Below are 20,910 nucleotides of genomic sequence, written 5' to 3'. Positions count from 1 at the left end.
TCGGCGCCTGAATCGGCCCCTCACGTCGGTTCGGGCGCCGAGGTTTCGGCACTGCTCAAATGGGAACCGCGGGCCCGCCGACCTCATGTGCGTCGACGGACCCGCGGGGTCTGGTGGGTCAGGCGTGCATGATCACGCCGCGGACGTTCTTGCCGTCGCGGAGATCCTGGTAGCCCTTGTTGACGTCTTCGAGCGAATAGCGCTGGGTGACGAGCTCATCGAGCTTGAGTTCGCCGGCGTCGTAAAGGCGGAGCAGTTTGACGATGTCGTACTGCGGGTTCATGGAGCCGAAGAGGGTCCCCATGATCGTCTTCTGATTCAGCGTCAGGTCGGTTCCGGAGACGTGCACGGTCAACTTGGTGGGATCGGCGAGCCCGGTGATGACGACCTTTCCGCCCTTGCCGATCACCGCGGTCGCCGCGGACACCACTGCCTCGTCCACGGTGCCGACGAGGATCAGCGCCGCGTCGGCACCCTGTCCCCAGGTCAGCTCGGTGACTTTCTCCTGTGCCTCTTCCGCCGTTGCGAAGGCGTGCGTCGCCCCGAACTTGAGTGCCTGATCCCGCTTCATCTCCACCGGATCCACGACCACCACGTACTTGCATCCGGCAGACACGGCGCCCTGGACGGCGTTGATGCCGAGGCCGCCGATGCCGTAGATGACGGCGGTGTCGCCGGCGCGCAGGTTGCCCGCGTTGACGGCGGTGCCCCACCCGGACGGGACGCCGCAGCCGACGAGGACGGCGGTCTCCAGCGGCAGCCAGTCGTCGACCTTGACCACCGAGTGCTGGGAGATGGTGGCGCGTTCGGCGAAGGTGCCGAGCATGCACATGGCGCCGAAGTCCTGGCCGTTGCCGTGGAAGCGGAACGAGCCGTCGGGCATGGAGCCCTCCAGGATGGTGGCGCCCATATCGCACAGGTTCTGACGGCCGGTGGAGCAGTAACGGCAGGTGCCGCAGTTCGGGATGAAGCTGCACACCACGTGGTCGCCGGGCTTCACCTTGGTGACGCCGGGGCCCACCTCCTCGATGATTCCGGAGCCCTCGTGACCGCCGACGATGGGGTAGCGCGGGGGCAGGTCGCCGTCGGTGAGGTGCAGGTCGGAGTGGCACAGGCCGGCAGCGGTGTACTTGATCAGCACCTCGCCCGGACCGGGGCCGTCGAGGTCGAGCTCCATGATCTCGAAGGGTTTGCCAGCCTCGAGGAGGACTGCTGCTTTGGTCTTCATGTGGGGTCCTTACGTGGTGAGTGGCGGGTCAGAGAGCGATGTTGACGGACTTGTTCTGCGTGTAGAGATCGATGGCGGAGTCGCCGAGCTCGCGTCCCCAGCCGGACTGCTTGAACCCGCCGAAGGGGAGCGCGGTGTCGAAGCCGTTGTACTGATTCACCCAGACCGAGCCGGCCTGCACCTTCGCGGCCGTGCGGTGAGCCTTCGAGAGGTCCTTGGTCCAGATCCCTGCGGCGAGACCGTAGATCGAGTTGTTCGCGGCGCGTGCGACATCCTCTTCGTCGTCGAACGGCAGTGCAGCGACGACGGGTCCGAAGATCTCCTCCTCAACGATCGAGTACTCGGGCTTCACATCGACGAAGACGGTCGGCTCGATGAAGTAGCCCTGGTCGCCCCAGCGCTTGCCGCCGGTGAGGGCGCGAGCGCCGTCGGCGAGGCCCTCGTTGATGTAGCGGCTGACGCGGTCGAACTGCTCCTGCGAGACCAGCGGGCCCAGCTCGGTGGTCGGATCGAGTCCGGGACCGATCTTGGCCTGCGCGGCAGCGTCGGCGACGGCCTGGGTGAACTCATCGAAGATGCTCCGCTGGACGAACAAGCGGGTGCCTGCCACACAGCACTGGCCGTGGTTGAACATCCATGCGGCGACCGATCCGGCGACGGCCGACTCGATGTCGGCGTCGGCGAAGACGATGTTCGGGCTCTTGCCGCCGAGTTCGAGGGAGACCTTCTTGAGGTTGCCGGTCGCGGCCTGGACGATCTTCTTGCCGACCTCGGTGGAGCCGGTGAACGCGACCTTGTCGACATCCATGTGCGCCGACAGTGCGGCGCCTGCGTCGCCGAAACCGGTGACGACGTTGACCACGCCGGGCGGGAAGCCCGCTTCTTCGAAGACCTGCGCCAGCAGCAGCGCGCTCAGCGGCGTCTGCTCGGCGGGCTTGAGGACGACGGTGTTGCCCGCGGCGAGGGCGGGCGCCAGCTTCCACGTCGCCATCAGGATCGGGAAGTTCCACGGAATGATCTGTCCGCACACACCGAGGGACTCTTTTCGGGTGTACGCGTGGAACTCGGCGTCGGGGCCGGCGAACGGCATCGACGGTGTGATGGCCGAGCCCTTGATCTTGGTCGCCAAGCCTGCGTTGTAGCGCCACACGTCGGCGGACCAGCTCACGTCGACGGCGGTCGCGATGGCGACGGATTTACCGTTGTCGAGCGCTTCGAGCTGACCGAAGATCTCGGCGCGTTCGGACATGATGTCGCCGACGCGCCAGATGAGACGCTCGCGCTCGTTCGGCTTCATCCGGCTCCACGGGCCCTCGTAGGCGGCGCGAGCGGCGGCGACGGCGCGGTCGATGTCGGTGGCGTCGCCGTGCGGAACGTTGGTGATGATCTGTCCGGTCGCGGGATCGTGCGTGGCGAATGTGCGGCCGGACGCGGCGTCGACCCACTGGCCGCCGATCAGCATCTGACGGTCGCGAGAGACGAAGTCAGCGACTTCGGGAAGTAGTGCCGAGTTGAGTGTGGCGGTCATGTGACCCTCCTGTGTCGGAAACCTGCGGGAATGGCACCCGCGGCAAACGGCCTATGCGGTACGCGCCGGTGGGTGTGATGCGCGCCACTGGCGGCGTGCATCATTTATCCCTGGTTTCCAGAGGGTGTGCGTGTGCAGAATGTGGACAGTTGTGCTGGACGGTCGGGCAGAGTGCCGCTCAACCGCCGATGCCGAGGGCCCGAATCCGGGCGTACAGCGTGGTGCGAGAGACGCCCAACGCTTTGGCGGCGCTCGACTTGTTGCCCGCGGCGGCATCGAGGGCGTCGATGATCGCCTGACGTTCGGCCTGCTCCATCCCCATCAGTCGGGCGGCACGGCTCGACCCTCGATACTCGGCGGGGAGATCGGCGGCGGTGATCTGACGTGAGCCTCGCGCGAGCGTGGTGGCGGCGGCCTCCTCGAGCACGATCGACAGCTCGGTGAGGTTACCGGGCCATTCCTGGCAGACCAGGGCATCGGCGGCGGCCGAGCCCAGCTCCAACTGCGGATCGATCCGTTCGACGATCTGCTGGCCGAGGGCGGCGAGCTCGCCGGTGCGCTGCCGCAGCGGCGGCAGCGTGACCCGATGGCGGCAGCAGGCGAGGAGCGCAGCCAGGGACGACGACGCGCCCGTGGCAGGTTCGGAGATCACGACGATCGGCGGCCGGGCGGGATCGTGCGCGCTGACCGCGGCCTGCAGTAGCCGCAACGAGCGGTCGTCGAGCAGATCGGCGCCGTCGACGACGAGGCCGGAACCGTCGGCGCGGGACTGTGCGATCGCGCCCGCGACATCCGGTGCGCAGCCGTCGAGCAGGGTGGCGGCGACGTCGAGGCGCAGGTGCTTCTCGGGCACCAGCGACGCTGCGCGCGTGGTGCGACCGGTCCCGTGCTCGCCGCAGATCGCGATCGATGCGGCCGGAGCCGTCGGCGCGGGCAGCGGAGTGGTGTCGTCGTCCTCGATGCGCGGTCGAAGGCGGAACACGGCGGCGCTGCGCACGCCGGGGATTCGGTCGATCGCGACGTCGGCGCTGATGCCGGAGACGAGCGTGATGACGCGGTCGTGGTTCGACGGCGCGTGCACCATCATCCGCAGGGTGCCGAAGTCGCCCGGACCGAGCAGGCCCGCCGCGAGGGCGTTCGTGAGCTGGAGGTCGTCGCCGACTGCGGCGACCCCGATGTCGCGTCGCCGGGCGGCGCGTTCGAACGCGGCGATCACGGCGCGATGGTCGGCGTGCGAGCGATTCAGCAGGCGCTCGGCGATGTCGTCCACCAGTCCGCGGATCAACGGCACCGAGAGCGGATTGATGCGCGGTGCGACCTCGGTCATGCAGATCACGCCCGCGACCCGTCGAGTCGCCGGATGCACGATCGGCCGCCCGAAGCAGCTCAGCGACCGGAACTGCTCCAGATAGTGCTCTTCGCTGTTGATCGTGACGTCGCCGCGCACCTCGGCCGTGGTGCCGAGCGCGGTGGTGCCCATCGCCTCCTCGTCGAAGGCTGCACCGTCCACCGCACCGGCGTCGGCGAGTCGTCGTTCGAGCGTCGCATCGGCCGAGACGCGCGCGACCATCCGGCTCTGATCGTCGACCAGCAGCAGCGCGGTCTTGGTCCCACCGAGAACCTCTGCGGCCCGAGCCAGGACCGGTCGCGCGGCGTCGAGAAGCGGATCTGCGGCGGCGACGTCGGTGAGGATCGGGGTCGGGCGTGCGTCGGGGGCGAGGCCGGTGGAGCGCACGCGCCGCCACGATGCGGCGATGACATCGCGGTGCGGAAGCTGGGTGGTCACGCCACTACTGTGACATGGATTACGGTGAGCGTCGATGAGTCGGGCGCGATGCGGCGGTGCCTGGACCCTCGCTCCGATGGGCAGTGAGTTCAGGCGGAACCGATCGCGTCGGAGGCCCGGACTGTTCCGAGGATGAGTGCGCAGTAGCGGTCGGCGAGTTCTTCGGGACTGAGTTTGGTGTCGGCTCGGTACCACGACGAAATGTTCGCGCCCATGGCGAGCGCGGCGCGGGCGGCTTCGCCGGGATGGGCGGTGTGGAAGTCGCCGACGCGGACGCCGCGTTCGATCACTGACCTGAAGATGATCTCCTGCTCGTGACGCAGCGATGTCACCGTCTGGAATCCGTCGTCCTCAAGGCTCCGGAGCTCGGATGCGCCGATCAGGGCTTCCGGCTGACGGGTGGTGTGGAAGATGACCCACGCGTACATCGCGGCGGACAGTTGGTCGGCCGGGGAGCTCCCAGCATCGAGCACTGCATCGCGCGTCAACTCGATCGTGGCCTTCATCGTCGTCGTCATGATGTCCTGCAGAATCTCCTGCTTGGACGCGTAGTAGTGATAGATCGACGCCACAGTGATCCCGGCGCCCGACGCGATGTCACGCATCGTCGTGGCGTGGTATCCGCGTTCCGTGAAGCAGGAGATGGCTGCGTCGACGACGACTATCCGCCCGCTGCCGTCTCGTGTCCGCGTGCGTTGCATGGTTCTTCTCTCGTAATTTATCCGTACGTTTGTTTGGTTAAGCATACTCTCCTTGTCTGCCGGTTCCGAGATTCTGCAGTCGTTGAGCGCTTTCTAGTCGTCCTGCGCTGGCAATAGTTGGAGTCTCCCCTTGAGATGTGACTGTTGACACGAGGCGTGCGTCACAGTAGCGTTCCGATCGACAAAGCGAACGATCACTTGGTTAACGAAAGAACGGACAGTGATGGCGAGTGCGGACCGCGGAGCGGTGTACTACGGAGTCGGCGACCTCCGGATCGAGGAGATCGTGCTTCCGGACCTGGGCGTCGACGAGATCAGAATCGACGTCGCCTACTGCGGCGTCTGTGGATCGGATCTTCACGAGTACTTCGCACACCAGACGGTGACGCCCGTGGGCGCGCATCCACTGACCGGGCAGAGCCTGCCCGTCGTCCTCGGTCACGAATTCTCCGGGACGGTCGTGGCGATGGGCTCTGCAGTCACGGACCTGGCTGTCGGTGACCGCGTCGCGGTCCGACCCACCTACAGTTGCGGAGTTTGCGTCGGCTGTACGCACGGATTGCCGAATGTCTGTGCGTCCCTAGCGTTCCATGGCTTGAGCGGCCCCGGCGGCGGATTGTCGACGTCGACCGTCGTGAAGGCGTCGATGGCCTTTCGGCTGCCAGCCGAAGTGAGCTTGCTCAGCGGCGCCTTGGTCGAGCCGATGGCGGTCGCCCGGCACGGTGTCGGCCGCGTAGTGGATTCCTCAACAAAGGTCGCCTTCGTCGGCGGAGCCGGACCGATCGGACTCGGCGCGCTCTTCGCTCTGCGCGCTGCGGGCGTCTCCGACATTCTCGTCTGCGACCTCTCGTCGGATCGCAGGGAGGTCGCCGCCCGCCACGGCGCCGAGGTGTTCGATCCGCGAGAGCGGGCCGTCGTCGATGTCCTCGATGGCCGAAACCTCGACGTGGCCGTTGAGGCGGCGGGCGTCGGCGCTGTCCTGACGGAGGCGATCTCCGCGCTCGGGCCGCGAGGCCAGGTGGTGGTGCTCGGAATTCACGAAGGTCCGACAGCTTTCGATCCAACGAGCCTGCTCTACCGCGAGGTGAGTGTTCACGGTTCGTCGACGTACACCGACGACGACTTCCGAGCGGTGATCGCCGAGATGGCCGCCGGCGGGTACGACCCCGACGGCTGGGTGCAGACACGCCCGCTCGACTCCGTCTGCGAGGCCTTCGACGAACTCCGCGCAGGTGGACCCACCAAGATCCTGATCACTCCGAAACCACTCTGACCACCAGTCACCCCAGAAGAATCCCGAAAGGAACTCCGCACATGTCTCTTCACATCGACGCCGACGCCATCACCCTCAACGAGAAGGACGCCCTCAACGACGTCGCGCTCCGCTACCAGCTCAACGACATCTATGCCCCGGCCGACGAAGCGTACTCACCGTGGATGTTCGTCGAAGGCTCCGAAGGCATGTGGGCCCGCTACCTGTGGTTCGACGTCCGCCTCGGGCAATGGGGCGCCATGGTCCGTTCGGACGGTCCGGGTGTGCTCGGTCGCCACAAGCACCGGTCGGGAGTCCTCGGTTATACCGTCCGTGGGAGCTGGGGGTACGAGGAGTACGACTGGGAAGCCTCGGCGGGCGACGTGGTCGTCGAGAGCCCCGGGGTAATCCATACCCTCCGCTCGGTCAATCCCGACGGCTTCGAGACGTTCTTCGTCCTCAACGGGTCCATCGACTGGTACGACGAGGACGACAATGTCGTACTCACCGAGGACACCTTCTACAACATCCACCGTTATGAGGAGTACTGCCGCGACCACGGGCTCAAGATCAACGATGAGCTGTTCCGTCGCTGACGCCGACGATCCCTGGAGATCCAGATGACTGATAACTCACTCGTCGGCCGCGTCGCGGTCGTGACCGGAGGCACTTCCGGCATCGGGCTCGGTACGGCGAGGCTTCTCGCCGAGCGGGGTGCCACTGTGCACGCGGTCGGTTTAGGCGCAGCCAGTGTGGAGGCGATCCCGGGAGTCACCGTCAGCGAACTCGATGTGACCGACGGTGACGCCGTCACCGCGTTCTTTGCCGGCCTCGACTCGCTGGACATCCTGGTGCCCGCGGCCGGGATCTCGCTCGGCGAGGACGAGCAGGATCCGGTCGGGTTCGCCGCAGTGATCGATGTGAACCTGCTGGCGGCGCACCGCTGCTGCCATGCTGCCCGTGAACTGCTGTTCCAAGACGGTGGCTCGATCGTCCTGATCGCGTCGATGTACAGCGTATTCGGTTCGTCGGTGAGTCCGGCGTACGCCGCCAGCAAGGGCGGCATCGTCCAACTCACCAAATCGCTCTGCCAGACCTATGCACCTCACGGCGTGCGAGTCAATGCGGTCGCGCCCGGGTGGATCGAGACCCCGTTGCTGGAGAAGACTCGCGACGTGGCACCGGAGGTGTACGCGGGCCTGCTCGATCGGACTCCTCTCAACCGGATCGGCCAGGTCGATGACATCGGCAGGGCGATCGCCTTTCTCGCCGGTCCTGACGCCGCGTTCATCACCGGAGCCGTGCTCCCTGTCGACGGTGGCTATCTGACCGTCTGACCGGTCGCTGAAACCTGGCCTGCACAGTCAGCTGACTGTGCAGGGCCCAGGTTGCTTCTTCTCGTGTCGCGGCCGTCGGCCTCGACGTATCTCTCCCATGTCGCGATGGCGGCTGCCCTTGAAAGGGGCCCCGATGACAAGACCTGGTGCCTTTCGCACCGAAGATCTCACCGTCCGATACGGCGGTGTGCTCGCACTCGACTCGGTATCGATCACTGTCGAACCCGGCGAGTTCGCCGGCCTGATCGGCCCCAACGGAGCGGGTAAGACGACGTTCATCGACTCGGTGACCGGATACGCGAAAGCCTCCGGGAAGGTCGAGCTCGGAGGCATCGACGTCCTTCCGCTGGCCGCCCATGCCCGGGTCGCGGCTGGAGTCAGCCGCACCTTTCAAAGTCTGGAACTGTTCGAGGATCTCACCGTCGCTGAGAACGTCCTCGTCTCGACCGAGAATGCACGGTGGTGGTCGCCGATCGTGGAATTTGTACGTCCACGCACCTCGACGATGCTGTCGAGCGCCGTCGAAGAGGTCCTTGACCTGGTCGGATTGACTGCTCACCTGGACGCTTACCCGCCGGATCTGTCGCTCGGCGAGCGCAAGCTTGTCAGCGTCGCACGGGCGCTCGCGACCGAGCCTGCGCTCCTGCTGCTGGACGAGCCTGCAGCCGGACTCGATTCCGACGCCAGCCTGGTCCTCGGGCGACAGTTGCAGAGCATCGCTGAACGTGGTGTGTCCATCCTGTTGGTCGACCACGATCTGAGCCTGATCCTCGACGTGTGCGAACGGATCAACGTTCTCGACTTCGGTCGATTGATCGCCTCGGGGACCGCTGATGAGGTGCGCAACGATCCCGCCGTGGTGGCGGCCTACCTCGGCGAAGACATCGACACGGCGGAGGCGGTCCGATGACCCATGCAATAGAACTGTCCGCCGCGACATCGGGCTACGCCGGAGTTCCCGTTCTTCGAGGCGTCGACCTGCACGTCGATCCGGGTGAGGTGGTCGCGTTGCTCGGCGGCAACGGCGCGGGCAAGACGACCGCGCTGCTCACTCTCGCCGGGGTTCTCAAGTCGATCCACGGCGTCGTGCGTGCACTCGGCGAGCCGGTGAAGGCGGGCAGGCCCTATCGGCAGGCGCGCAACGGCGTGGTCCTGGTGCCTGATGACCGCTCGGTGTTCGCGAACCTGACGTGTCGTGAGAATTTGAAGCTCGCACGGGTGTCGCGGAATCTGCGCTCGGAGACCGAAGACCTCGTGCTGCAGTACTTTCCGGCGCTGCGACCCAAGTTGACGGTGCCGGCCGGGCAACTGTCCGGCGGCGAGCAACAGATGCTCGCGGTCGGCCGCGCGTTGGCGTCGCGCCCGCGGGTCCTGATGATCGACGAACTGAGCCTCGGATTGGCCCCGCTCGTGGTGCAGGAGATGCTGCCGACCATCCGCACCATTGCGGCGGAACTCGACACGGCGATCCTTCTCGTCGAACAACACGTCGACCTGGTGCTCGAGCACTCCGACCGCGCCTACGTCCTCAATCACGGTCGAATCGCCCTGTCCGGCGACTCGGCAGACCTCCTCGCAGACAAGACCACGCTGCGAGCCAGCTACCTAGTCGAGGAGCCGGTTCGATGAACGACCTCATTCTCTTCCCGATTCTCGGTCTCGGTGCCGGCGCCGTGTATGCGCTTCTGTCGCTCGGCATCGTGTTGATCCATAAGGGCACCGGCACCGTGAACTTCGCGCAAGGCGCGATCGCCGGATGCTCGGCCATCTACTTCGGCATCGCAACGAGCAATGGAACGCCCCTGCTGACGGCGGCGCTGACCTGCATCATCACCGCGGGTATCGGCGGGGCGCTGTTCTACGCGGTGGTCATGAGGCAGCTGAGGCAAGCGCCGGCTCTGGCCCGCATCGTCGCCACACTCGGCCTGATGCTGCTTCTGCAGGGGGTCGCGACGCAGGTGTGGAAGGTGCCGACCGTCGTCGCGCGACCGATCTTTCCTGTCGACAGCATCCGAATTCTCGGGATGAACTTCGGCATCGACCGCGTGTACCTGACTGGGACTGCGATCGTTCTGGCTGTCGTGCTGTGGGCTGCGTACCGGTACACCCGTTTCGGCATCGTCACGCGAGCAGCGTCCGGCAACGAGCGAGGCGTCGCGCTCCTCGGTTACTCTCCGGACGCGATCGGTGCCGCCAACTGGGCTCTCGGATGCATGCTCGCAGCACTCGCCGGTGTCCTGTTCGCTCCGATCGCCGCGCTCAACATCTCTACCCTGACTTTGCTGGTGGTGCCGGCCTTGGCCGCAGCGCTCGTTGGCAGATTCGACTCCTTCGGCATCACCGTGGCCGTGGCCCTCGCCATCGGTGCCGCCCAGTCGCTGCTCACTCGGTTCTGGACCCAACCGGGGATCAACGACGCGCTGCCGTTCGTGCTGATCGTCGTGGTGATGGTCGTGACCGGACAGCTGATTCCGGGACGCGGTGCACGGGAGACATCTCGACTGCCGCTCGCGCCCGCGGTACGACGCCGAGCGGCACCACTTGCCGCCGTTGCAGCGATCACGGTGCTGGGTTTGGTACTGCTCGGCAACACGTATCGCGACGGCATCGTGACCAGCTTGATCATGGTGATGCTGGCGCTGTCACTGGTGGTCGTCACCGGGTTCACCGGGCAGATCTCACTGATGCAGATGGCGTTCGCCGGGTTGGCAGCCTTCGCGGTGTCCAAGCTCGGTCAGGATCTTGGGCTGCCGTTCCCGGTACCGATCATCTTGTCCGCGGTCATCGTCGTGCCGATCGGCGTCGCCATCGGATTCGCTTCCCTGCGGGTCCGCGGCATCAGCCTCGCCGTCGTCACGCTCGGCGCCGCTGTCGCCGTCTCGAGCTTCCTATTCGGGAATGCGTCGTGGACCGGTGGCGCCGATGGCAGTCACGTACCGAGCCCGTCGTTGTTCGGCTGGTCGCTCGATTCGGTGGCGCATCCGGTCAGATTCGGGATCGTGACGCTCGTGGTGACCCTGGCGTTGATGGCGGGTGTCCTCAACATCCGGATGAGTTCGCTGGGGAGACGGATGCTCGCTGTTCGAAGCAACGAGCGTGCGGCGGCAGCGTCGGGCATCAATGTCCAGATGACCAAACTGCAGGCGTTCGGCCTCTCGACCTTCGTGGCGGGCGTCGGCGGCGGCATGCTCGCTTATCAACTCGGGGCAGTGGCGTTCACCCGCTTCGCACCGATCGCGTCGATCATGTTGCTGGCGCTGGCCTACATCGGCGGCATCGCCACGGTCTACGGTGCGCTGACCGCTGGTGTCATCGCTAACGGCGGCGTGCTCTATGTGGCGTTGACCTCGGTCGATGCCATCTCCGAGTGGTGGATCATCATCTCCGGCGCAATGTTGATCATCAATGCGGTCGTCCAACCAGACGGCATCGCGCTGGCAGTCAGGCAACAAGTCGGCTGGGCCGTCAGACGGTTCCGAACGCCGCCTCCCGCAGCAATCACTTCCACGCCCGCGGCTACACCCGCACCGACGGCGGTCGACGCGTGAGGCCCCTATTCACCGCGCGCGTCCGGGCGCGCTCGAGCAGCACAAGGAATGACATGAGACGACGAACAGTGCGCTGGGCCGCGACCATGGCGGCACTGGCAGTGGCCCTCAGCGCATGCGGCGGATCGGACGGCGCGGTGACTCCCGGCTCAGTACCACTGCCTACGGGAAAACCCATCGTGTTCTTCGACATCACCGACGCCACCGGCCTTGGTGGGACGAGTGCCGCGATCTCGCAGTTCACCACCGGCGAACTCGCGGCGCAGGATTACCTGAACGCGCAGGGCGGGGTCGACGGACGTCCGATCCAGGTGAAGACCTGCGACAGTAAGGGCGACCCGGCCGCGACGACGGCGTGCGCCCATGGGGCGATCGCGGCGGGCGCCGTCGCCAAGCTGGGTCTGTCCGTCGCCTGGGGCGAGAACGGATTCCCGGTTCTCAAACGTGCGGGTATCCCCAGCTTGAATCCGCCGGTCAATCCACAGGATCTTCGCGACGGCGAAGGCAGTTTCGTCACGGCCGGGTCGACGGAGTACGAGGCGCAGGTGTACTACGCGGGCTCTGTCCTGAAGGCGCACTCGATGGTCGTGTTCACCGATGACAACCCGAGCGGACAGGACCACATCACCCGCGTGAAGGCGGCGATCGAGAACTATGGATTCGACATCGAGTTGACACCGGTGCTGCTTCCCGCCGGGACCGCAGATCCCACGCCGTTCGTCGCGAAGGCGGTCCGAGCCGCCCCCGATGTCATCTTGACCAACCAGTCCGGAGCGCAGGCTGCGCAGGCGTACACGGCCTTCTACCAGCAGGGATTCCCCGTCTCACGCATCTTGAATCAAGGTGGTGCTGCGGACTATTCGAGCTTCTTCGACCGCGTCGACCCCAAGGTCGCGAATGGAGCGCTCTTCAGTTACGCCTTCGCCAATCCCGATGACATGTCCGACCCCCAGGTGGTGACGTACCGGGCGGCGATGGAGAAGTACGCGGGGGTGGAAGGTCGGTCGGAGTTTTACGAGTGGGGCTTCGCCAATGTGATGACGCTCGCCGACATCGCGAAGCGGATCGGTGTGGACCGCTTCGATGCGGCGTCGCTCAAAGACTTCCTCAGCACTGTCGACGACTTTCCGATGTTCCTCGGCCAGCCGATGAGCAGACGCTATGCGACGACGGCTGCGCCGGCGATGATCCGGCCGCAGATCCAGGTGCTGCAGTTCGACGACCAGAAACTCACCACGGTCCAACCGTGGTTCAACCCGTACGACGAGATGCGTCGCGACTGACCGGCGGCAGACCCACCGCGGAAGTACCACTCGAATAGACAAGGATTCTCATGATCGACTCGTTTGCTCCCGACCTGATGGAAGGTCGCACTGTATTCGTCTCCGGTGGAGGCAGCGGCGTCAATCTCGCCATCGCGCGCGCGGTCGCTGACTTAGGAGGTGACGTGTCCATCTGCGGTCGGACCGGCGGCCGCCTGGAGCAGGCCGCTGAGCACCTTCGGTCCCGCGGCGCCCGGGTCGTGACCACGGTCGCGGACGTGCGCGACGGCCAGGCTGTCGCGGAGGCGTTCGCCCGCACCGAAGCCGAGCTCGGCCCGGTCGACGGCGTCGTCTGCGGCGCAGCTGGAAACTTCGTGGCACCGGCCGAGCGGATCTCGACCAACGGCTTCAAAGCGGTCGTCGACATCGATCTCCTCGGTTCGTTTCATGTCGCTCGGGAGGCGTTCGACCACCTCCGCCGGACCAAGGGCTCGGTCGTGTTCGTGTCCGGCGGTCAATCGGTGACGCCACTGGCGGACCAGGCGCACGTCGCTGCCGCGAAAGCCGGAGTGGACCAGCTCATGCGGTCCATGGCATTGGAATGGGCACCCCACGGGATCCGCGTCAACTCCATCATTCCAGGTCCCGTGGAGGGCACCGAAGGCATGCGCCGTCTCACCGAGGGAGCGATGGGCCAGGTCTGGGTCGACTCGGTTCCGCTCGGGCGATTCGCCGAGGGCGCAGAGATCGGCGCGATGGCGGCCGTCCTGTTGTCTGACATCGCGTCGTACATGACCGGGACACAATTGCTCGTCGACGGCGGCCTCAACCTGTCGGGCGGTGGGCACATCACGGCGTCGTCGGGGCGGCTGGCGGCTACGGGCGGAACTCGCGCGTGACAACAGAGTTCCCCGACTCGTACGCCGGTGACCCCGAGCGAGTCGCTTATACGATGGCCGATTCGGGCAGGCAGGTCACCTACGCAGAACTCGTTGCCGATTCGCGTGCGGTGTCGTCGCTCCTGTGGTCGCGCGGATGTCGTCACGGCGACTGTGTCGCGATCGTGATGGAGAACAATGCTGAGTTCCTGAAGGTCGCATGGGCGGCTCAGCGCTCGGGATTCCGATACGTTGCGCTGTCCACCCGGCTCACCGTCGGCGAGGTCGCGTATATCCTCGCCGACTGCGCCGCACGGGTGGTCCTCACCAGCCGGATGTACGAGGTCCTCGTGCTCGGGGCCGTCGACGCGATGGTGACCAATCCGGATCTGTTCACTGTCGACTCAAGTGTGCGCGGACTCGACGGTCTGTTCGACGTGGCAGCGGCCACGCCGCCGGTCGACGTGCCCGAGTGCGAAGGCGTCGACCTCTTGTATTCGTCCGGGACCACAGGTCGGCCGAAGGGGGTGGTCTCCGAGATCTCGCTGGAACCGCTCGGCACCGCGCCGGGCGTGGCTGATCTGTTGAAAGGCCGGTGGGGTTTCGACCGGGACACGGTGTACCTGTCTCCTGCACCGCTGTATCACGCGGCGCCGCTGCGGTTCGTGATGACCGTGCAGCGGTGCGGGGGAACGGTCGTGGTGATGGAGCGGTTCGACGCCGCGGTCGCATTGCATCTCGTCGAGCATCACCGCGTGACGCACACCCAGATGGTGCCGACCATGTTCATCCGCATGCTCGGTCTGCCGGAGCAACAACGGCTCGGCTCCGACGTCTCTTCCTTGAGCGCGGTGATCCACGCGGCAGCACCCTGTCCGATCGAGGTGAAACGGCGGATGATCGACTGGCTCGGACCGATCGTGCACGAGTTCTACTCGTGCACGGAGAATTACCTGTTCACCGCACTCGACTCCGAGGAATGGTTGGCCCACCCCGGATCCGTCGGCCGTCCACTGCTCGGGATGGTGCACGTGCTCGACGACAGCGGGGCCGAAGTCCCCGCGGGCGAAGACGGGCAGATCTGGGCGGAGGGCGGTCATCGGTTCGAGTACCTCGGCGATCCAGCGAAGACGGCGTCGTCCCGCAACGATCGCGGGTGGACCACAGTCGGCGACATCGGTCGGGTCGACGCCGACGGGTACCTCACTCTGTCTGATCGCCGGACCGACCTGATCCTGTCCGGCGGCGTCAACATCTATCCGCGTGAAGCCGAAGACGTCTTGGCGGTCCACCCGGCGGTGGCGGATGCGGCGGTCTTCGGCATTCCCGACGACGAGTTAGGTCAAGTGGTGCACGCTGTGGTGCAGCCGATGGATGCCGACGCAGACCAGGACGCCCTCGAGGGACTGCTCTTGGAACACTGCCGAGCTGAGCTGGCGCGGCACAAGTGCCCGCGCCGGATCGACTTCGCTACGGAACTTCCGCGGCACGCCACCGGCAAGCTTTACAAGCGACTACTTCAGGATCGGTACTCCGTTGGACACTGACGAACCTCACGCCTACCTACCCCCAGACGACGATCCGCAGGCGCCGCACGTCTGCTACACCGTGGCGGACGGCGTCGCCACGATCCTGCTGAACCGTGCCGATCGTCTGAATGCGTTCACCGATCGCATGGAGCGCGAGCTCATCGAGGCCTTCGACCGGTCGGACGCGGACGACGATGTGCAGGCAGTACTGTTGACCGGCGCGGGCCGCGCCTTCTGCGCGGGGATGGACCTCACAGCGGGCGATGATCCGGGCAATGCGTTCGCCGAGTGGCGCTCGAGTCACACCGCACCGCCGGGGACACAGTATCGCCTCGCCGACGAGGATCTGCCACTCCGCCGGGACGGGGGAGGTCGGGTGGTGTTGCGGATCTTCGCGTCGATCAAGCCGATCGTCTCCGCCATCAACGGGCATGCCGTCGGAGTCGGCGCGACAATGACGTTGCCGACGGACATTCGGATCGCCGCAGACTCCGTCAAGTTCGCGTTCCCGTTCAGTCGGCGCGCGTTCGTTCCGGAGTCCTGCTCGTCGTGGTTCCTGCCGCGGCTCGTCGGACCGCAGCAGGCGCTCGAATGGATGCTGACCGGACGTACCTTCGACGCCGCCGAAGCTCTGGCCGGCGGACTGGTCCGCAGCGTTCATCCGGCCTCCGACGTCCTCGACGTAGCGACCGCGCTGGTCAGGGAGATCGTCGATAACACCTCTCCGGTGTCGACGAGCATGAGTCGACGCATGCTCTGGCACATGATGACCGCCGCTCATCCGATGGATGCGCACGCTCTCGAGACGACCGCACTCAATCTCCGCGGTGTGAGCGACGATGCCCGCGAGGGCATCGAAGCGTTCTTGGCCAAGCGTTCGCCGCACTTCACCGACCGGGTGTCGACGGACACCCCCGATGTGTTTCGCCGTTGGCCCGATCCACCATTCCCTGTACCGAAGGACCTCTCGTGACCGACCAGTCCCTTGATCTGCGGATCTCTCCGAAGGCCGCGGAGCTTCAGGCGAGTCTCATCGACTTCATGAACACGGCTGTGCTTCCTGCTGAAACCGAGTACGAAGCGTATCGGCACGCGGCGGGACCTGCCGATCACTCGGTGCCACCCGTCGTCGACCGGTTGAAAGAGCAGGCCCGCGTCCGCGGCCTGTGGAACCTGTTCCTTCCGGCCGAGTCAGGGATCACGCAGCTCGATTACGCGACACTCGCTGAGACCACCGGATGGAGCATCGAATTGGCGCCCGAGGCGATCAACGGCAAGGCTCCGGACTCCGGCAACATGGAGCTCCTGCATCTGTTCGGGACTGCCGATCAACGGGATCGCTGGTTGTCGCCGCTCTTGGACGGATCGATCCGGTCGGCATTCGCGATGACCGAGCCCGCGGTGGCGAGTAGCGACGCGACCAATGTCGAGACCCGGATCATCCGTGACGGCGACGAGTATGTGATCACCGGCCGCAAGTGGTGGACGAGCGGAGCGGCAGACCCCCGATGCCGCGTATTGGTGGTGATGGGTAAGACGGATCCGTCCGCGGCCACCCATCGCCAGCAATCGATGGTCCTTGTCCCGATGGACACCCCCGGTGTGCGCGTAGTGCGGGACGTTCCCGTTTTCGGGCACTACGACCAACACGGGCACTGCGAGGTGGACTTCGACAACGTGCGCGTGCCGGTCGAGAACCTCCTCGGTGAGGAGGGCGGTGGTTTCGCCGCAGCGCAGGCTCGACTCGGTCCTGGCCGCATCCATCACTGCATGCGCGCCCTGGGCGCGGCCGAACGGGCCCTCGCGATGACCATCGATCGCGCTGAGACCCGAATTGCGTTCGGCGGTCCGCTGATCGATCAGGGGACCGTCCAGCAGGGCATCGCGGAGTCGAGGATAGCGATTGACCAGGCACGATTGCTGTGCAAGCATGCCGCGGCGACGATCGACGCGTGCGGCAACAAGGCCGCGGCACCCTTGGTCGCGGCCGCCAAAGTCTCCGTGCCACGGGTGGCGGGTGAGGTGATCGACCGTGCCGTGCAAGTGTTCGGCGGGGCGGGTGTGAGCGACGACGTCCCGCTCGCCGCCATGTGGGGGTGGCACCGCGCCATGCGGATCTTCGACGGTCCCGACGAGGTTCACCAGCGTGCGCTCGCCCGCGCCGAACGAGCGAGGACTCCGCTGCTGAGCCTGCCCGGACGATCCGGAGACCGATGATGAGAACGGTCAACCTCCGCCGAGACGGTGAGATCACCGTCGTCGAGCTCGACCGCCCGGAGGCATCGAACACCTTGAACGTCGATCTCGTCGCAGACTTGCACGCGGTGCTCGATTCGATCGCCGAGGATGGCGACTGTCGGGTGGTGATTCTGACCGGAGCCGGACGCGCATTCTGCGCCGGGCTCGACCTCCGTGGCTACGGAGACGACGACGTCGTGGATCGCAAAGGGTTGATGGTGTCGACCTTTGATCGACAGCAAGACATCGCCGCGCTAGCGCAGCGACTGCACGGGCTCCGGCAGCCGGTGATCGCCGCAGTGAACGGCGCGGCAGCCGGCGGTGGACTGGCGCTGGTGTGCGCGAGTGACATCCGGATCGGATCGTCGTCGAGCGTGTTCGCCGTCGGCTTTCTCCGCGCGGGCTTCTCTGCCTGCGACATCGGGCTGTCGTGGTTCCTGCCCCGTCTACTGGGTCCTGGGCGAGCACATGAACTGATGCTCACCGGTCGCAAGGTCAGTGCCGCGCAGGCACTCGACTACGGACTGCTCGTCGACGTCGTCGAACCAGCGGAGTTGCTGCCCGCGGCGATGACGATCGCGACCGAAATACTCGCGAGCCCGCCGGTGTCCGTGGAGTTGACCAAGGTCGGGATGTGGGCGGGGTTGGAATCGCCGTCGTTCACCGCGACCGTCGAGTTCGAGAATCGCCAGCAGATGGTGACAGCGATGACCGAGGACCGGCACGAGGCGACCGCAGCGTTTCTCCAGAAGAGGCCGCCTCGGTATCGGCGTCGATGAGTCCGGCGCGGCGCGGGCCTGGGCCGGGCGGCGGTCGCGATCGCGCTGACGGCTACGGTGACCGGTATGCGAGTGGCGACGTGGAACGTGAACTCTGTCAAACAGCGGGTACCCCGGCTGTTGCCGTGGCTCGACGATCGGCAGCCCGACGTCGTGTGCCTGCAGGAGACCAAGGTGTCCGATGAGGCGTTCGCCGCGGAACTCGGGGACGAACTGGCGGCACGCGGCTACGCGTTCGCGCACGCCGGGCAGGGCCAGTGGAACGGCGTCGCGCTGGTCAGCAGGGTGGGCCTGGACGACGTGCGCGTCGCCTTTCCCGAGGCGCCGGGATTCCCCGATCCGGCGAGCGAGCCCGAGGGTCGCGCGATCTCGGCCGTGTGCGACGGCGTTCGCGTCTACTCGGTCTACGTCCCCAACGGTCGGGAGGTGGACTCCGACCACTACGCGTACAAGTTGGCGTGGCTCGAGAAGCTGCGCGTGGCCGTCGAACCCGAGGCGGATTCGACGATCATCTGCGGCGACTACAACATCATCCCGACCGACGCCGACTGCTTCGATCCGTCGGCGTTCGTCGGGCACACCCACGTCACCGAGCGCGAGCGGGCCGCCTTCGAGGGACTCACGGCGCTGGGCCTGCGCGACGTGATGCGCGAGCGCTGGCCGGACGAGCGGATCTACACCTACTGGGACTACCGGGCGGGCATGTTCCACAAGGACCTCGGCATGCGCATCGACTTCCTGCTCGCCGGCGGTTCGGTGGCAGACCGGGCGACGGCGTCGTGGGTGGATCGCCAAGCACGCAAGGGTACCAAGCCGAGCGATCACGCCCCGGTCTTCCTCGATCTGGACACCGCTCCCGACGGCGATGTGGGCCCGGTGGTTCCGCCGCCGTCGCGCCCGGCGAAGGTGGCCGCCGGTTCGGTGAAGCTGCCGCACACGGTCGCCGACTGACTGAGTCGCTCGAACGGCCGACAGGCCTGGTCGGCGGCCGTCGGCCTGGCTACCGTCGGTGCATGGGACTCTTCGACAAGCTGACCGGCCGGAAGAAACCGGCATCCGGAACACCTGCTCTCGGCCCACAGGACGTGGCGAACGCGCTGCTGGCGGTGAACCGTCCGACGGCGCCCTTTCAGGTCCGCCCGGCCCGCCCCGACGAGGGCTGCGACTTCGTCGCCGAATGGCGCATCGTCGACGCCCGGTGGTACGAGATCTTCGCCAAGGCCTCACTGACCTCGGTGTTCCAGATCCTGTTGAAGCTCGACCCGGGAGCGGCCGAGGTCCGTGCCGTCGACCGCGAGTGGACGGTCGAATGGCGGGCGGGTGTGCCGTCCCTGTCGATGAGCGCCGAGGCGTTCCGCGGGCAGAAGGCGGAGGTCTCGTTCGGCTCGGCGATCGCCTTCACCGAGCGCGGGCAGTACGGCGAGGTGTACGACTACAAGTTCCGGACGTCGGAGATCAAACATCCGATCCAGGATGCCGTGACCGGTGCCGGCTGGACCTATCGGGGCGTCGCGTTCGGCAAACTCTGACGCACGGCCGGTGAGGACAACTGGTCCTCGAGGAACCGCGGGCGGCAGATGACCCATGCCCCGGCGAGCATCACGCCGACGGTTGCGGTGAGGAAGGCGAACGGCAGTGCCCACGAGTCGGTGGTGTCGTGCAGGACGCCGAACAGAATCGGTCCGGCGCACGCCAGCAGGTAGCCGATGCCCTGCCCGAAACCGGAGAGCGCTGCCGAACCCGCGCTGGTCCGGGTCCGCAGGTTGATCAGAGTCAACGCCATCGGGAAGGTGGTGGGTCCGACGCCGATCAAGATCACCCACAACCAGGTCACCGACAGCGGGACCCAGAGCAGGCCGGCGAACCCGATCAACCACGACGCCGCGAACAGCAGGGCGAACGGGAACGGGTTGGCGAACTTGGTGCAGAGCACCGGGGCGACGAGCGTGCCTGCGAAGCCGACGGCGGAGAACAGCGCGACCATTGCGCCGCCGAGCGATTCCGAACCGCCCGCGTCGCTGAGGATCGACGGCAGCCAGGTGAAGATCGAGTACGTCATCAGTGACGTCATGCCGAACATGAGCGTCAGTCCCCACGCCATCGGCACCCGCCACAGGGGCAGTCGGACCGCAGTCTCCGACGCCGGCCGAGCGTCGTCGGGCAGCGTGGCCTCGGTGCGGACGGTACGCAGGCGTTCGCGGACCACCCACACCCACGGCAGGAGGGCGGCCAGCGGGACCAGGGCCCACATCGCCAAGGACGCACGCCAGCCTGCGGCGTCGGCGACCGGGACTGCGACCGCCGCGGGGATCGCGGTTCCGAGTTGCACGAACGTGATGTACACGGTGCTGAGGAGTGCGATCCGGTCGCTGAAATAGCGTTTGACCAGGGGTGGGATCAGGATGTTGCCGATACCCATGCCGAACAGTGCGAGGCAGGAGAGCGCCAGGAACGGCCAGACGTCGTGCACCAGCGACCGGGACGCGATTCCGACGCCGGTCAAGATCACCGCCACGAGAGTCACCTGCTCGATTCCGAAACGGCGACCGAGCGCGGGAGCGAGGACGCCCGCGGCGCCGAACATCAGCGTCGGCAGCATGCCGATGACGCCGATGATCGAACTGCCGAACCCGACCTCCTCGGAGATGCGAGTCAACAGCGGTGCGATCGACGTGACCGCGGTCCGCAGGCTGAGTGCGAAGACGACGATCGCGATCAGGACGACGAGCCGCCCGCGCCACCCGCCGCCGCGTGCCGATCGCGGGGGAGTGAGGTCGTGGCGCGCAGTGTCAGCCGTCATCGTCAAATCGTAGGATGAATGGTTGTATCTCTGCAAAGTGATTT

The 20,910-nt window shown here is 66.4% G+C and carries 19 protein-coding genes; 14 read left to right on the top strand and 5 right to left on the bottom strand.

What is annotated here, in order from left to right; translation table 11 throughout:
* Positions 1-118 precede the first annotated feature (118 nt).
* From GH2_RS06210 to GH2_RS06195, 4 genes are all read right to left on the bottom strand, one after another.
* Entirely contained in the window at positions 119-1,228 is a 1,110-nt protein-coding gene (locus GH2_RS06210; RefSeq protein WP_066164591.1) for an NDMA-dependent alcohol dehydrogenase, read from the bottom strand.
* A 28-nt stretch (positions 1,229-1,256) separates the two neighbouring features.
* Positions 1,257-2,756 (bottom strand): aldehyde dehydrogenase family protein, encoded by a 1,500-nt coding sequence (locus GH2_RS06205; RefSeq protein ID WP_066164589.1) that lies wholly within the window; start codon positions 2,754-2,756, stop codon positions 1,257-1,259.
* A gap of 178 nt (positions 2,757-2,934) precedes the next feature.
* On the bottom strand, positions 2,935-4,542 hold the full coding sequence (locus GH2_RS06200) for a helix-turn-helix domain-containing protein (protein ID WP_066164586.1): 1,608 nt from the start codon (positions 4,540-4,542) through the stop codon (positions 2,935-2,937).
* Positions 4,543-4,631: 89 nt separating this feature from the next.
* The gene (locus GH2_RS06195) at positions 4,632-5,243 is read right to left on the bottom strand and encodes a TetR/AcrR family transcriptional regulator (protein WP_066164583.1); all 612 of its coding nucleotides are present in this window, start codon (positions 5,241-5,243) and stop codon (positions 4,632-4,634) included.
* Between the two features lie 223 nt (positions 5,244-5,466).
* Here GH2_RS06195 and GH2_RS06190 point away from each other — a divergent pair, with 223 nt between their 5' ends.
* The 14 genes from GH2_RS06190 to GH2_RS06125 all read left to right on the top strand — a co-directional run bounded on the left by GH2_RS06190 (position 5,467) and on the right by GH2_RS06125 (position 19,595).
* On the top strand, positions 5,467-6,516 hold the full coding sequence (locus GH2_RS06190) for an alcohol dehydrogenase catalytic domain-containing protein (RefSeq protein WP_066164580.1): 1,050 nt from the start codon (positions 5,467-5,469) through the stop codon (positions 6,514-6,516).
* Positions 6,517-6,557: 41 nt separating this feature from the next.
* On the top strand, positions 6,558-7,091 hold the full coding sequence (locus GH2_RS06185; RefSeq protein ID WP_066164577.1) for a 2,4'-dihydroxyacetophenone dioxygenase family protein: 534 nt from the start codon (positions 6,558-6,560) through the stop codon (positions 7,089-7,091).
* A gap of 24 nt (positions 7,092-7,115) precedes the next feature.
* On the top strand, positions 7,116-7,832 hold the full coding sequence (locus tag GH2_RS06180) for an SDR family NAD(P)-dependent oxidoreductase (protein WP_066164572.1): 717 nt from the start codon (positions 7,116-7,118) through the stop codon (positions 7,830-7,832).
* A 133-nt stretch (positions 7,833-7,965) separates the two neighbouring features.
* Positions 7,966-8,742 (top strand): ABC transporter ATP-binding protein, encoded by a 777-nt coding sequence (locus GH2_RS06175; RefSeq protein ID WP_066164570.1) that lies wholly within the window; start codon positions 7,966-7,968, stop codon positions 8,740-8,742.
* Positions 8,739-9,461: an ABC transporter ATP-binding protein gene (locus GH2_RS06170; protein WP_066164567.1), complete on the top strand. Its 723-nt coding sequence runs from the start codon at positions 8,739-8,741 to the stop codon at positions 9,459-9,461. Before GH2_RS06175 ends, GH2_RS06170 begins: the two co-directional genes overlap by 4 nt.
* The gene (locus tag GH2_RS06165; protein WP_066164565.1) at positions 9,458-11,380 is read left to right on the top strand and encodes an ABC transporter permease; all 1,923 of its coding nucleotides are present in this window, start codon (positions 9,458-9,460) and stop codon (positions 11,378-11,380) included. Before GH2_RS06170 ends, GH2_RS06165 begins: the two co-directional genes overlap by 4 nt.
* A 53-nt stretch (positions 11,381-11,433) precedes the next feature.
* Positions 11,434-12,663: an ABC transporter substrate-binding protein gene (locus GH2_RS06160; protein WP_084247343.1), complete on the top strand. Its 1,230-nt coding sequence runs from the start codon at positions 11,434-11,436 to the stop codon at positions 12,661-12,663.
* 50 nt (positions 12,664-12,713) lie between these two features.
* Positions 12,714-13,541, top strand: coding sequence for an SDR family oxidoreductase (locus GH2_RS06155; protein WP_066164559.1), 828 nt, complete (start codon positions 12,714-12,716; stop codon positions 13,539-13,541).
* Entirely contained in the window at positions 13,538-15,067 is a 1,530-nt protein-coding gene (locus GH2_RS06150; protein WP_244885320.1) for an AMP-binding protein, read from the top strand. Before GH2_RS06155 ends, GH2_RS06150 begins: the two co-directional genes overlap by 4 nt.
* Positions 15,057-16,022 (top strand): crotonase/enoyl-CoA hydratase family protein, encoded by a 966-nt coding sequence (locus GH2_RS06145; protein ID WP_066164553.1) that lies wholly within the window; start codon positions 15,057-15,059, stop codon positions 16,020-16,022. The genes GH2_RS06150 and GH2_RS06145 overlap by 11 nt, the downstream gene beginning before the upstream one ends.
* A complete protein-coding gene (locus tag GH2_RS06140) occupies positions 16,019-17,266 on the top strand; it encodes an acyl-CoA dehydrogenase family protein (protein WP_244885319.1) in 1,248 nt (415 codons plus the stop codon). Before GH2_RS06145 ends, GH2_RS06140 begins: the two co-directional genes overlap by 4 nt.
* Complete coding sequence (locus GH2_RS06135; protein ID WP_239588410.1) at positions 17,263-18,066, top strand: enoyl-CoA hydratase/isomerase family protein; 804 nt, start codon at positions 17,263-17,265, stop codon at positions 18,064-18,066. Before GH2_RS06140 ends, GH2_RS06135 begins: the two co-directional genes overlap by 4 nt.
* 66 nt (positions 18,067-18,132) lie before the next feature.
* On the top strand, positions 18,133-19,017 hold the full coding sequence (locus GH2_RS06130) for an exodeoxyribonuclease III (protein ID WP_066164548.1): 885 nt from the start codon (positions 18,133-18,135) through the stop codon (positions 19,015-19,017).
* 62 nt (positions 19,018-19,079) lie between these two features.
* Positions 19,080-19,595, top strand: coding sequence for a hypothetical protein (locus GH2_RS06125; RefSeq protein ID WP_066164543.1), 516 nt, complete (start codon positions 19,080-19,082; stop codon positions 19,593-19,595).
* On the opposite strand, the gene GH2_RS06120 is transcribed toward GH2_RS06125, so the two are convergent.
* The gene (locus GH2_RS06120) at positions 19,565-20,866 is read right to left on the bottom strand and encodes a CynX/NimT family MFS transporter (RefSeq protein ID WP_066164540.1); all 1,302 of its coding nucleotides are present in this window, start codon (positions 20,864-20,866) and stop codon (positions 19,565-19,567) included. The two genes, GH2_RS06125 and GH2_RS06120, sit on opposite strands and share 31 nt — an antisense overlap.
* Between the last annotated feature and the right edge of the window lie 44 nt (positions 20,867-20,910).

The sequence above is a fragment of the Gordonia hydrophobica NBRC 16057 genome (assembly GCF_001592365.1).
GTDB lineage: Bacteria > Actinomycetota > Actinomycetes > Mycobacteriales > Mycobacteriaceae > Gordonia > Gordonia hydrophobica.
Note: the sequence above shows the minus strand (reverse complement) of the source record. Positions and strands in the feature narration are given on the sequence as shown.